The 13,241-nt window shown below is 44.8% G+C and carries 14 protein-coding genes; 7 read left to right on the forward strand and 7 right to left on the reverse strand.

Translation table 11 applies throughout. The annotated features are described in order from the left end of the window. Nucleotides 1-9: 9 nt before the first annotated feature. The 3 genes from KI659_RS09755 to KI659_RS09765 form a co-directional block, all read right to left on the reverse strand. Entirely contained in the window at nt 10-1,137 is a 1,128-nt protein-coding gene (locus tag KI659_RS09755; protein WP_213945157.1) for a hypothetical protein, read from the reverse strand. Nucleotides 1,138-1,272: 135 nt separating this feature from the next. After that, nucleotides 1,273-2,469, reverse strand: a complete 1,197-nt coding sequence (locus tag KI659_RS09760) for an ATP-binding protein (RefSeq protein WP_213945158.1) — start codon at nt 2,467-2,469, stop codon at nt 1,273-1,275. Nucleotides 2,470-2,599: 130 nt separating this feature from the next. Further along, on the reverse strand, nt 2,600-3,283 hold the full coding sequence (locus KI659_RS09765; RefSeq protein ID WP_213945159.1) for an arylesterase: 684 nt from the start codon (nt 3,281-3,283) through the stop codon (nt 2,600-2,602). Between the two features lie 148 nt (nt 3,284-3,431). On the opposite strand from KI659_RS09765, the gene KI659_RS09770 reads away from it, so the two are divergent. Together KI659_RS09770 and KI659_RS09775 are read left to right on the forward strand one after the other, a co-directional pair. Next, nucleotides 3,432-4,109, forward strand: coding sequence for an ABC transporter ATP-binding protein (locus KI659_RS09770; protein ID WP_213945160.1), 678 nt, complete (start codon nt 3,432-3,434; stop codon nt 4,107-4,109). Beyond that, complete coding sequence (locus KI659_RS09775) at nt 4,102-6,624, forward strand: ABC transporter permease (RefSeq protein WP_213945161.1); 2,523 nt, start codon at nt 4,102-4,104, stop codon at nt 6,622-6,624. The genes KI659_RS09770 and KI659_RS09775 overlap by 8 nt, the downstream gene beginning before the upstream one ends. On the opposite strand, the gene KI659_RS09780 is transcribed toward KI659_RS09775, so the two are convergent. Together KI659_RS09780 and KI659_RS09785 are read right to left on the reverse strand one after the other, a co-directional pair. Further along, complete coding sequence (locus KI659_RS09780) at nt 6,605-6,916, reverse strand: nucleotidyltransferase family protein (RefSeq protein WP_213945162.1); 312 nt, start codon at nt 6,914-6,916, stop codon at nt 6,605-6,607. The two genes, KI659_RS09775 and KI659_RS09780, sit on opposite strands and share 20 nt — an antisense overlap. Then, entirely contained in the window at nt 6,916-7,350 is a 435-nt protein-coding gene (locus KI659_RS09785) for a nucleotidyltransferase substrate binding protein (protein WP_213945163.1), read from the reverse strand. The genes KI659_RS09780 and KI659_RS09785 overlap by 1 nt, the downstream gene beginning before the upstream one ends. 112 nt (nt 7,351-7,462) lie before the next feature. On the opposite strand from KI659_RS09785, the gene KI659_RS09790 reads away from it, so the two are divergent. The 5 genes from KI659_RS09790 (at nt 7,463) to KI659_RS09810 (ending at nt 11,974) form a co-directional block, all read left to right on the forward strand. Next, nucleotides 7,463-9,046 carry an amidohydrolase family protein gene (locus KI659_RS09790; RefSeq protein ID WP_213945164.1) on the forward strand — a complete coding sequence of 528 codons (1,584 nt, stop codon included), beginning with the start codon at nt 7,463-7,465 and terminating at the stop codon, nt 9,044-9,046. A 231-nt stretch (nt 9,047-9,277) separates the two neighbouring features. Beyond that, entirely contained in the window at nt 9,278-9,727 is a 450-nt protein-coding gene (locus tag KI659_RS09795) for a MarR family winged helix-turn-helix transcriptional regulator (protein WP_213945165.1), read from the forward strand. Nucleotides 9,728-9,790: 63 nt separating this feature from the next. After that, nucleotides 9,791-10,306: a YceI family protein gene (locus tag KI659_RS09800; protein ID WP_213945166.1), complete on the forward strand. Its 516-nt coding sequence runs from the start codon at nt 9,791-9,793 to the stop codon at nt 10,304-10,306. A 104-nt stretch (nt 10,307-10,410) separates the two neighbouring features. Further along, nucleotides 10,411-11,361, forward strand: coding sequence for a ring-cleaving dioxygenase (locus tag KI659_RS09805; protein ID WP_213945167.1), 951 nt, complete (start codon nt 10,411-10,413; stop codon nt 11,359-11,361). Then, nucleotides 11,354-11,974, forward strand: coding sequence for an alpha/beta hydrolase (locus tag KI659_RS09810; protein ID WP_213945168.1), 621 nt, complete (start codon nt 11,354-11,356; stop codon nt 11,972-11,974). The genes KI659_RS09805 and KI659_RS09810 overlap by 8 nt, the downstream gene beginning before the upstream one ends. 133 nt (nt 11,975-12,107) lie before the next feature. Here KI659_RS09810 and KI659_RS09815 read toward each other — a convergent pair whose 3' ends face one another. Both KI659_RS09815 and KI659_RS09820 read right to left on the reverse strand, forming a co-directional pair. Then, a complete protein-coding gene (locus KI659_RS09815; RefSeq protein WP_213945169.1) occupies nt 12,108-12,692 on the reverse strand; it encodes an OmpH family outer membrane protein in 585 nt (194 codons plus the stop codon). Between the two features lie 27 nt (nt 12,693-12,719). Then, the gene (locus KI659_RS09820; protein ID WP_213945170.1) at nt 12,720-13,238 is read right to left on the reverse strand and encodes an OmpH family outer membrane protein; all 519 of its coding nucleotides are present in this window, start codon (nt 13,236-13,238) and stop codon (nt 12,720-12,722) included. Nucleotides 13,239-13,241: the final 3 nt, after the last annotated feature.

Raw genomic sequence — 13,241 nt, forward strand, 5'->3', positions numbered from 1 at the left:
TTTCTGAAACTACTGCTTTTGCTTTAACTTCAAACGGTAGAAAGTAAGATAATCCTGCTCCTCTCCCAAATAATCATCATACCTCATCGCCCAAAAATCTTCAAACAAATCGCTGATTCCTGAAACTGCTCTCATGTGCGGGGGTAGGACAATCTCATTGGACCATCCGTTTTCTTTCTGGTAAATCTTCAAAATATTTCCATCAAAATCAGGTCGTCTAGACCAATTTTCCCTCTCATGAAGGCCTTCCCGCTGATATACTTCCTCATTTATACCTTCTGAGTAATACACAACCACCCCACCGGGCACCGCATAAAGATTTTTCACCCCTCCCTTCATTTGCTTCCCGTAAGAACTAACAAACTCCTCTTTAGAACCTTCCATCTGGACAAACTTTGTGGGTGCAAAATCCAATGTTTCTAGAGACTCCTCTTTCGCATTGGGATCAAAAACATGGATAAGAGACTCTGTATCCAAAGCCAAATAAATCAAGTCGTCATTAGAGGATACAGCAACTGTTGGATATTCGTAAGTCAGGTCCGATAGGTACTTGCTATTATCTGGGAGTTGAAAAACAGCTTCAGTAGATCCGGAAGTTAGATTTAATTTTTCGAGTACTTTATGGTTTTTATAAAAATCATTCAAATATGGGACACCTCCGTCCCTTCCAGGGTAAAAAAGATACACATCATCATTGTGCAGGGCAAACATCCGCTGGAAATATGCCGCACCTTGCAATTCTGATTTGAACGGCATTTCATAGTACTTTTCTACCTCTAACTCATTGTTTAAAAGCGGCAATTTGTGGCTATTAAACGGATAAAGTAAAAGCTTGCCGTCTTCTAGTATCTTTAGATCAGTAATAAAGCTTACTGATCCCGGACCATCTTGGGGGAAAGTTTTGGAGTTGATTATACTTCCATCAAACCCGAAAGTAGTGAGTGTCTGGGTCTGGATTCCAAAAATAGCCCCAAAGTCTGAGTTAAAATCAATAGCGGAAATGCTTTCCATTACCCCAACCTGGATTGAATCGACAACTTCCAATTCAAATTCAAATCCTACATGTTCATTTTGACTGTTATTTCCACAACCACTTAGAATACATACGGTCAGCAGAATTACCAAAAAATCTTTCATAGCTCATAATTTTTGAACTAATTAAATAAAATGTTTTGATAAAACCTACTTTGAACAACCAATACAAAAAAATTACTCAATGCACTGAGTAAAATTACTCAATACATTGAGCATTTTGGAAATAGGATTTGGACCTCACTTGTATAGATCAATGACGTCCATCTCCAAAAACTCCTGCCATGTAATCCCCCCGTTGCCCACTAGAAGGGATTTCTCGGGTTTGAATTGCTTGGCAAAGGCATTTAGGCCAGTCAAAGCGCCTGACTTCCCGGTTTTGACTTCCAGGGCAATGACACGCTTTTTGTATTCCACTACAAAATCAACTTCATCATTTCCCTCTCGCCAATAGTAAATATGAAGCTTCTTCTCCTTCAATGCCTGATTGATCAAGTGGGCCCCTATGGCAGACTCTACCCAGCGCCCCCAGTTTTTCCCGTTGGCGAGCAGGGTTTCCAGGCTCTCATTGGATATGCCGGACATGATGGCCGTATTGTGAACCATGAACTTTGGACTGGAGGCTCTTTTCCGTACCGCATTGGGACTGAATTTCTCCAAGCCACCCAACAGACCGGCCGCATGGAGCAATTCAAGGTAGTTTGCCAACGTAGTGGTATTTCCCGCATCTGCCAACTGCCCCATCACCTTGGTGTAACTCAACACCTGCCCAGAATACATCGCCCCCAGCTCGAACAGCCGCTTCATCAAAGCAGGCTTGTCAACCCTGGTCAGCATCAGAATATCTTTGGAAATACTGGTCTCCAACAAAGAGTCCTTGATATAGTCCTTCCACCGATCCTCGTTGTCTTTTAAAGAAATCGCACCCGGATACCCTCCAAACCATACGAACTCCTCTGGAGATAACCCAAAAGCTTCTTTCATTTCCTTATAAGACCAGTGCCCTAGATAGGTAGCCTCAAATCTCCCCGCCAATGACTCAGTAAGTCCCTGCTGCAGCATCAACCTCGATGAGCCCAACAGGACTACTCGGATATCCAGCTCCTCGAAGGTATCCTTGTCCCACTCTGCCTTGATTTGTTCACTCCAGTTATCTATTTTCTGCACCTCATCTATGATGAGCAGGTAGGGCTTGGCTCTATTGGACTTATACTTTACCCTCGCGCTCTCCCATTGCTGAGCTATCCAGACTTTATCGCCTGCCGGCACCGCATCAGCAGCCACCATGCTGTGAGGGCAGTCCAAATCTTTCAGAATTTGCCTTACCAAGGTGGTTTTGCCCACTTGTCTAGGTCCATAGATTACCTGAATGAACCTTCTAGGCTCATTTTCCAACCTGCTCTGAATGAGCTTTTTTTCTACCCTTTGATAAACCATAACACAATTACTCAATATACTGAGTAAATTTACTCAATGCATTGAGTAATTCCAATAAAATCCACCATATTAATTGATAATCAATACTTTACAAAACCAATATTAAGCAAAAAAAAGCGACTTATGTCGCTTAATTTATCATGGGTTCTAGATATTCCCATACCGTTTCGGCCACTATCCGGTGGCCTTCTTCGGTAGGGTGTATGCCATCGGGAAGGTTGAGGCCCCTCACTCCACCGACCCCCTCCAGCAAAAAGGGAATAAGTTTGACGTTTTTCTCAACGGCAATCTCTTTATACATCAGCTCAAAGTTTGCCGCATATTCCCTGCCCATATTTGGGGGGATTTGCATTCCTGCCAGAAGAATCCGGGTATCGGGATATTTTTTCCTGACCATCTCAATCATGGTTTCCAGGTTTTTGCGGGTTTCTTCGACTGCTATTCCCCTCAGACCATCATTTCCCCCAAGTTCCAATACAAAAATAGATGGCTCTTCCTCCAGAAACCATTCAAGCCTATTGATTCCACTTGCGGAGGTTTCCCCGCTCAAGCCACCGTTGATTACTTTATATGGCAAGTCAAGGCTATCGATCTTATTTTGGATAAGGCCTGGAAAGGCCTCATCCTCATCGATACCATACCCTGCAGTAAGACTATTACCAAAGAAAAGAATGGTTTTCCGCTCTTCCTTGATCGTCCTTTCCACAGCAGAGGTGGTAACCTCTCCCTGCTGAGATTGCTGCTCCTGCGGTCCACATCCAGGAATCGTGAATAGATAAATAAGAAGAATGTACAATGGTTTAATCGTATTCATAAAAATGCTTAATCTAGGGTGAGTGTGCTTGCAATACAATTATAAGGGTAAATTGTTTCCCCATAAAAATTAAGCCATTAATTTTAAACCAAACGATTATATTCATATTTGCGTTTAGCACTTGAAATCCCATAACAGACCCTTTTCCATGAGCATACTTTCCGTCCAGCAGGTCAGCAAAATCTACCAAAGCGGCAGCCGTAAACTTACCGTCTTAGACAATGTCAATTTTTCCATTGAAGCAGGCCAAACTGCTGCCATTGTAGGCCCCTCCGGAAGCGGAAAAACCACGCTGCTGGGCCTTTGTGCCGGGCTGGATTATGCCACTTCGGGCAGTGTGGTGCTCAATGGCCATGCCTTAGAAAACCTTTCCGAGGACCAGAGGGCTGAAATCAGAAACCAACACGTGGGATTCATTTTTCAAAACTTCCAGCTGCTACCCACACTTACCGCATTGGAAAATGTAATGGTGCCTTTGGAGCTCAAAAAAAGAAAAGACGCCAAGAAGAAAGCGTTGGAGCTTTTGGAAAAAGTGGGGCTGGCCGATAGAGCGACCCACTACCCCACCCAGCTCTCGGGCGGGGAACAGCAGCGGGTATCCATAGCCAGGGCTTTTGCCAATGAACCCAAAATCCTATTTGCCGATGAACCTACCGGTAATCTGGATACTGAAACAGGGGATATGATCGAAAATCTCATTTTTGACCTCAACAAACAACTTGGGACCACCCTGATCCTGGTCACACACGATCCTGAATTGGCCAAAAAAACCAATAGAATCATCCGAATCAAGGGCGGCAAAATCCAGGAGGAGCAATATGTATAATTTCAAGTGGACCTTATTGATGGCCTACAGGGATTTTCGTCAAAACAAATCCAAATTGGCCCTTTTCATTTCCTCCATCGTCATCGGTATTGCAGCCTTGGTGGGCATCAGTACTTTTGGGGACAACCTCAGCAAAGACATCGATGGGCAGGCCAAAGAGCTACTGGGAGCCGACGCTGTATTGAGCACCAACCAACCTCTGGGCGACCAGCCCCTGGACACAATCGCCACCCAAAAAAGTACCGAAATAAATTTTGCCTCCATGGTTATTTTCCCCGAGACAGGGGAAAGCAGACTGACACAGATCCGAGCTTTGGACGGCCAATACCCCTATTATGGAAAATTTGAAACCACTCCTATTGAAGCGGATTCAGTTTTTCGCTCCGGCGGCAGAGAGGCATTGGTTGAAAAAATACTTTTGGCCCAATTCAACGCAGAAGTCGGGGACAGCATCCAAGTCGGCGAGGTCACTTTCCGCATAGCTGGTGAGCTGGAGGGAGTACCCGGGCAAACGGGGATCACCGCCACCGTGGCCCCTGCTGTATATATCCCCATGGGTTTTGCAGAGGAAACGGGATTGATTCAGGTAGGGTCTAGACTAAATTATGTCAATTATTATCAGCTGGAAGCCGAAAATCTGGATGAGGTTTTAAAGCCTTATGAAGAGGAATGGGAAATAGACAATGTCAGACTGGAGACTGTAGAGTCACGCAAGGCCAGCACGGGCAGGGCTTTTGCCAATCTTTCCAGCTTTCTTAGCTTAGTGGCATTCATTGCCTTGCTATTGGGTTCGGTAGGAGTGGCAAGTGCGGTCAATGTTTTTGTAAAGGAAAAGCTGGCCTCTGTGGCTGTATTGAGATGTTTGGGAGTTTCTTCCCGCCAGGCATTTGTTATTTACCTTACCCAGATCATGCTAATGGGTCTTGTTGGGTCCATTTTGGGAGCTGTTTTGGGCTCATTTTTACAAATAGCGCTGCCGAATGTTTTCAGCGACTTCCTGCCGGTGGAGGTTTCCACTGACGTATCTTGGAAAGCCGTGGGTTTTGGCTTAGGCACGGGCTTGTTGATAGCCTTGCTGTTTGCCTTGCTTCCCTTGCTGAAAATCCGGAAGGTATCCCCCATGATGACTTTAAGACCTGATGATGGGGAGAGCAATAAATTTTCCGCCGATCCATTCCGCTGGCTGGTGATGTTTGGCATTGTGCTATTCATTTTCTCGTTTAGCTTCTACCTTTTGAGTGGCTGGAAAGAGGCATTGGGATTCACCGGTTTTGTTTTGTTTGCATTTGCAGCGCTTTGGGGTGTTGGCACGGGGATTATGTGGCTGATCAGGAGATTCCTGCCATTGAGTTTGAGCTATCCCATCCGTCAGTCATTGGCAAACCTTTACCGCCCAAACAACCAAACCATTTCCCTGATTGCCACGGTGGGATTGGGCACTGCAATGATTAGCACCCTGTTTTTTGTCCAAAACCAACTCTTGGAAGAGGCCAAGTTTGCCGATAAAGAGGACCAACCCAACATGCTGATGTTTGACATCCAGACCCAGCAACTGGAGGCAGTCAGCCAAAAAGTAACCGACAAGGGATATCCGATCATGCAACAGGTGCCGATTGTCACCATGCGCCTATCAGAGATCAACGGCAAGACAAAAAAGGACAACGAAAACTTGGTAGAGGATGACAGGCTGTCCAGATCTTTATACAATCGGGAGTTTAGAGTTACTTATAGAGATACGCTGATTGATTCAGAGAGGCTTGTAGAGGGGAAATTACGTACCTACAATTCTCCTCAAGACAGCATTTTTGTGAGTTTTGATGCGGGCTATGCAGGTCGTACAGGAATTAATCTAGGTGACGAGATCGTATTTAACGTTCAGGGTCGCCCTATCAAAACCTATGTAGGAAGCTTTAGAAACGTGAAATTCAACCAGGTTTCCACCAATTTTCTGGTTCTCTTTCCCGAAAATGTTTTGGACAACGCCCCAAAATTCCATGTCATCATCACCAAAACAGGATCGGACAGGGAGTCGGCAAATCTACAGGCAGAAGTCGTAAGGGCTTTTCCCAACATTTCCGTAATCAACCTGGGCACCATCACTGAGACGCTTGAGAACATCCTCGGCAAAATCAGCTTTGTCATCCAGTTTATGGCCTTATTCAGCATTGCCACAGGGTTTCTAGTCTTGATAAGCTCACTTATCCTAAGCAAATACCAGCGAATGAAAGAAAGCGTGTTGCTCAGGACCATCGGAGCCAGCAGCAAAACGGTAGGAAAGATAAACACGATGGAGTACTTCTTCCTGGGCACCTTGGCATCTCTGAGCGGCATACTGCTGTCCTTCCTGGCCACTTGGCTATTGAGCAGGTTTGTCTTCGAACTCCCATTTAGAGGGGCCTATGAGGAGGCAGTCCTAGTCTATATTGGGATCACGCTGCTGACAATTGTTTTGGGCTGGCTAAACGGCAGAAAAATCAACAACCAGCCCCCCATGGTCATTTTACGCGAAGGCTAAAAACATCTATCCCAACCTGATCAATATGCTTTTTCAGGTTGGGATTTTTTATTGTTTTATAATTAGTCAAATCAAATTTAAAAGGATAATCAAGTTCTTCTAAACGCTCATATAAATCCAATATATCATTCAAATCCATGTCTTCCCCATAGAGGGCTAAATCTATATCGGAGCCTTCATGATAAGTCCCCAAAGCTCTGGATCCATACAGCTTACAACCTTCAATGGTTTTCACCGACTCCAAAGCTTTTAGAATTTCATCCCAGACGATATTTGACAACCCAGTATCCATTAATTAAAAATACTTTTTCCACCACCATTTTTATAACTTATCAATCTCTTTCTCAAAAATAAAAACAAGTCTAAGTATTCATTGCAAATGGATCTCGCTATAATTTCTGCAGTTTCATTATCGTAGGTGTGGGAGCTTAATTCCCTACTTCTATTTAACCTTTTCCAACCTTCAGCATTTTGAATTAGGCCCATTTCAAAAGCCTGCCCTAGTACAGGTCCAGGGCCTTTAATATCATTGTACCCTTGATGCTTTATAAAGTCCTGCAAAGTTTTCCAAGCTAATTCATAGGTATACTCAAACCTTTGAATCAAACCTTCAACCTCCAATTCACTTAATTGGTTGCTTTCAGATAGCGAAACGGCCTCATCAAGTTTATTTAAAGCTTTTTGAAAGTTCTCAAATCTTTGTTCCCACCTAGGTAAGTTATCCATTGAATACAAGTCTTTTTGATAAAGATAGTAAATTCAAACATTTTAATTGTTTTACAACCGGTTTTCATTCTGCAACAAGAAACCTTAAATTAAGCCCTTCAATCAAGATCCTATGAGAAAACACGTACTATCAGCTTTTCTATTTATAATTAGCGCAGCCCTGCAAGCCCAGGTAACACCTTCTCCTGACCGTGCCGAAGGCGAGGGACCCTATGACAGGCTCATTATCCGCGGAGTCACCCTCGTGGATGGCACTGGCGCTCCCCCGATGGGACCAGTAGATATAGTGGTTGAGCAAAACATCATCAAAGAAATCAGAACTGTCGGCTATCCGGGATTGGAAATAAAGGATGAAAGAAGACCACAAGCTGGAGAGAATGATGAGGTATTAGATTTAGAGGGGCATTATCTCCTTCCGGGCTTTGTGGATATGCATGGGCATATTGGCGGACGAGGCCAAGGCACTCCGGCAGAGTATGTTTTCAAGCTCTGGATGGCTCACGGCATCACCACCATCCGCGACCCATCCGCTGGAAACGGCTTGGATTGGGTGCTTGAACACAAAAGCAAATCAGCAAACAACAGCATCACTGCCCCCAGGATATTTGCCTACACCAGCTTCGGCCAGGGAGCAGGCAAGACCATATCCAATGCCCAGGAGGCAAGAGATTGGGTAAATGAAAATGCCAAAAAAGGCGCGGATGGCATCAAATTCTTTGGTGCAAAACCCGAAGTGATGCAGGCGGCTATGGAGGAGAACAAGAAAATCGGTCTGCGGTCAGCCATGCACCATGCCCAGATGGACGTGGCACGCTGGAATGTCCTCCACTCTGCCAGAGCCGGATTGACTACCATGGAGCATTGGTACGGATTGCCAGAAGCACTTTTTAGCGACCGCACCATTCAGGATTACCGACTGGACTTCAACTACCAAAACGAGCAACACCGGTTTGCAGATGCTGGAAAGCTTTGGAAGCAGGCTGCCAATCGGGGTTCTGAGAAATACGAGCAAGTCATCAAGGAACTTTTGGAACTGGATTTCACCATTGACCCCACATTCAATATCTATGAGGCAAACCGGGACCTGATGCGTACCCGAAGGGCCGAATGGCACGATACCTACACCCTACCCTCACTGTGGAAATTCTACCAGCCCAGCCGGGAATCACATGGAAGCTACTGGTTTGACTGGGGTACCGAAGAGGAAATCCAGTGGAAGGAAAACTACAGAATCTGGATGGATTTTGTCAACGACTACAAAAACCGTGGTGGCAGGGTTACTGCAGGCTCCGATTCGGGTTTTATTTATCAACTGTACGGTTTTGCTTTTATCCGCGAGCTTGAGCTTTTAAGAGAAGCCGGTTTTCATCCACTCGAGGTCATCAGGTCTGCCACCATGTATGGAGCGGAGGCTTTGGGCTGGGAGGATAAAATCGGTACTGTTGAAGTAGGTAAACTGGCGGATTTCGTGATTCTGGAGGAAAATCCTTTACAGAACCTGAAAGTCCTCTATGGCACCGGAGCCATTCGGATAGACGAAAACAACGAACCCGTCCGTGTAGGCGGAGTGAAGTACACCGTCAAGGACGGCATAGTCTATGACGCCAAAAAGCTACTGGAAGATGTAAAAATCATTGTTGATCAAAAGAAAAAAGAAGAAAACACCACCATCAAGCAACCCGGCCTCGATTGGTGAAAATGTCGGATGCCCGATGTCGGATGTCGGATGTCAGATGTAGTACATTAAATTTTTCTCCGCGAAGTAGCCTTTGTGAAACTTCGTGGAAACTTCGTGTTCTTTGTGGCCCATTTCCTCTTCGGACATCGGACATCGAGCATCCGACATCAAAAAATTTTGAAAAAAACTTAATATTTTGAAACTTTACAGGTGAATTAAATGTATATACATTAAATACACTAAAAAGACATGAAGATAGAAGAGGCTATAAAGCAGAAGAAATTTAAAGACCCATACAATAAGGCCTTGGTAAACCTGCTTTATACCAACAGCTATATCGTGTCGCACCAAGGCAAACTGTTTAAGCCATACGGATTGTCACCAGAGCAGTACAACGTGCTCAGAATCCTTAGAGGCATGCACCCTGAGCCGGTTACCGTTTCGACCATTCAAGACAGAATGCTGAACAAAATGTCGAATGCGTCTCGGCTGGTGGAGAAGCTGAAGCAAAAAGAATTGGTCAGGAGAAGTGAATGCCCAACTGACCGCCGTCAGGTGGATATTACCATCACCGAAGAAGGCCTGAAAATGCTTGCTGAACTTGAAGAGCAAGTGAACCAATTCAACCGCCAGATCCTCCAACTGGATGAACAGGAGCTTGACCGATTAAATGACTTATTGGACAAATTAAGAGGGTAAAAAAATTTTACCTATTATATGTATAGACAATTATTGTAAACACCTAAAAACAAACAGCACAAGATGAGTACTACAAAATGGACTATCGACCCAACACATTCAGAAGTTTCTTTCAAAGTGAAACACCTGGTAATCTCAACTGTAACTGGATACTTCAAATCATTCGAAGGAATGGTAGAATCGCCTAACGGTGATTTCAAGGATTCCAAAGTTGAGTTTACTGCCAAAATCGACAGTATCAATACCAACCAGGACGACAGAGATGCCCACTTGAAGTCAGCAGATTTCTTCGATGCAGAAAAATACCCTGATTTGAAGTTCACCAACGGAGTATTGGTAGGTGATGTATTGAAGGGTGACCTTACTATTAAGGATGTAACCAAGCCGGTAGAATTGGCTGTAGATTTCGGTGGAGTAGCCGACGATGCATACGGAAACACTAAGGCAGGTTTTGAGTTAGAAGGTAAGATCAGCAGAAAAGAATTCGGCCTTACCTGGTCACCTGTCACTGAAGCAGGTAGCGTAGTCGTAGGCGACCAGATCAAGCTATTAGCCAGCGTACAGTTGCTTAAGGACTAATTCAAATCATAAAATTCAACCGCAGAGAATCAGAGGACACAAAGAAATAAACAAAAATTTCTCCAAGACTCTGGTCCTCTGTGGTTCTTAAATTTACCCCTACCATGACCCCACTTGTAACCGGAATCCACCATATCACAGCCATCGCAGGAGATCCTCAGAAGAACGTTGATTTTTACACCGGAATCCTCGGTTTGAGGATGGTGAAAAAGACCATCAACTTTGACGCCCCGGACGTGTACCATTTGTACTACGGCGACGAACTGGGAAGCCCAAGCACGATCCTGACCTTCTTCCCATTCAAGGGGGCCAGGAAAGGCACCAAGGGTGCAGGAGAACTGACCTATACGGCATTTTCCATTCCCAAAGATGCACTGGAATACTGGAAGTCTAGGCTGGATAAATATCAGGTGACCTACTCTGATGAGCAAACCCGCTTTGGGGAGGCTTTGATCAGGTTTGAAGATCATGATGGCCTGGGAATAGAATTGATTGCCACGGACAAGGACAGCAGGAAACCCTGGACATATGGCCATATCCCTGCCGACAAGGCCATCTTAGGTTTTTATGGGGCAACCCTTAACCTACGGGCAAAAGACCTTACAGAGAAGCTTTTGACCGAACTGATGGACTACCGCTTTATAGGAGAGGAAAATGGAAGGTACCGCTATGGCACTAAAGGCGAGCCGGGAGATATCATTGACATTGTATTGGACAAAAGCGGCAGACCGGGTATGCAAAGCGCCGGAACAGTGCACCACATTGCTTTTAGAACTGACAATGAAGACACCCAGCTTAAAATTCAGCGTAAGCTTATGGAAAATGGCGTGCAGGTGACTGAGGTCAAAGATAGAAATTACTTCAAATCAATTTACTACAGAGAGCCAGGAGGGGTGTTGTTTGAAATTGCCACCGACGAGCCAGGCTTTGCCGTGGATGAAGAAGTCGAGCATTTGGGCGAAGCGTTGAAACTCCCATCTTGGGTAGAGCCGCAGCGCCAAAAGATCGAATCCCAACTTCCAGAAGTGAAATTAAATATAAACCAATATGACTGAAATCAGCCGAGAAGGACTTTCATTGGAGGAAGCCAATAAGGTAGCCATCTTGATACACGGCAGAGGTGCCAATGCAAACAGCATTCTTAGTCTCAAGGATTATTTGCATCTTGAAGGCTTTGCTTTGCTCGCCCCCAATGCTCAAAACAATACTTGGTACCCCTACAGCTTCATGGCCCCTGATGCCCAAAACGAACCTGCTTTCAGCCAAGCCATCCAACAGCTTCAAAGTCTGGTAAAAGAATGCTTGGATCAGGGCTTTAAAACGGAGGACATCTACTTCATCGGTTTCTCCCAAGGAGCCTGTTTGGCTTTGGACTATGCCACCCAAAATGCCACCAAATACGGTGGGGTGATTGCCTTCACCGGTGGTCTGATAGGCGAAAAGATCCGTAAGGAAAAGTACAAGGGGGATTTTGCCGGGACTAACGTATTTATCGGGAGCAGCAAACAAGACATGCATGTCCCGCTGAGCCGAATTCAGGAGTCAGCCAAGCTCATGAAAGAAATGGGCGCCCAAGTCAAAACCTTAATCTTTGAAGACCCCCAACACACCATTCGTGAGGAGGAAATCGAATGGGTGAATAAAAACATCCTATCGGGGGAGGTTTAAGGGTTTAAGTAGCCTGTGGCCTGGATTATGGGATTTACGCAAGGATATTCTACTACGGACTCATGAGATCCTAGGTAAAAACGGAAAAAGCCGATCATTTTCATGATCGGCTTCTATATTATGTCAGATTATCTTACTGCTGGTTCTGACCTGGAGCTGGTACATTCTGGCCTGGAGTAGGCTGTCCGTCAGCTGGTGCAGAGATACCAAGCTTGGCTAATACCAGCTCAGTGAAGTTGTCATCATCTCTAGTGTAAAGCAATACTGGGGCCTGACCCGCAGTTTCAGAGAATACGTGCGTGTAGTTGTTCTCAGCAGCTACAGAGTTGATAGCATTGAATACTTTAGTCTGTACCGGCTCAAGAAGCTCCTGAAGTTTTCTTTGGTAAGAAGACTGAGCATCTCTCTCATAACGCTGGATTTCTTCAGACATCTTCTGAAGCTCCTGCTCTTTTTGTGCTCTGGCCTCTTCAGTCATAGTTTGAGCAGACTGCTGGTAAGTCTGTACTTGTCTTTGGAAGTCCTGCTGCTTAGTCTGCATTTGAGTTCCCAATTGAGTACTGTAATCTTGAATATCAGCGCCGATTTGCTCCATTTCTGGCATCAAATCCATCAGGTAATCAATGTTAGTGTATCCGATTTTTAAATCTTGTTGGGCTTGAGCCACAAATCCTAAGCAAAATACAGCGATAGCTGAAAGGATAATTCTTGCTTTCATAGTCTAGGTTTTAATTTGTTGTTTATTTTAGTTTTCTTCTAATCCTAATTCTTCAATTACAAATTCCGAATAATCATGCCTCGGATCGGTGTAAATCATCGAAAGACTGGAGGCTTTGTCAAACAGGATGGCCAACCCATTTCTCCTGCTCACCCGCTCTATGGCGTCAAATATCTTTGACTGCAGCGGCTGAAGCAATTCGGCCTGTTTTTGGTAATACTGCCCGTTGGCACCAAAAACACGGCTGTTGAATGCGTTGGCGGCTTTTTCTTTTTCTTTGATCAAACCTAGCCTTTCTTCGTACATCTCTTCCGTAAGCAGGACTTCTTCCGCTTTGAGGGCATTGTACATCTCACGGATTTCATCTGTCAGCGCTTTCGCTTCCTTGCGCCACTCTGAGCCGATGGCCTCCATTTCGCTTTGTACTTCTTTGTATTCTGGATGTTTGTTTAAAATATACTCCGAGTCTACATAGCCTATTTTCTGCCCATAAGAAGCAAACGAAAATATGCAGAACAAAAGTAATAATTTTAGACGATTTAACATATT

It is taken from the genome of Litoribacter ruber (genome assembly GCF_018449405.1).
Lineage (GTDB): Bacteria > Bacteroidota > Bacteroidia > Cytophagales > Cyclobacteriaceae > Litoribacter > Litoribacter ruber.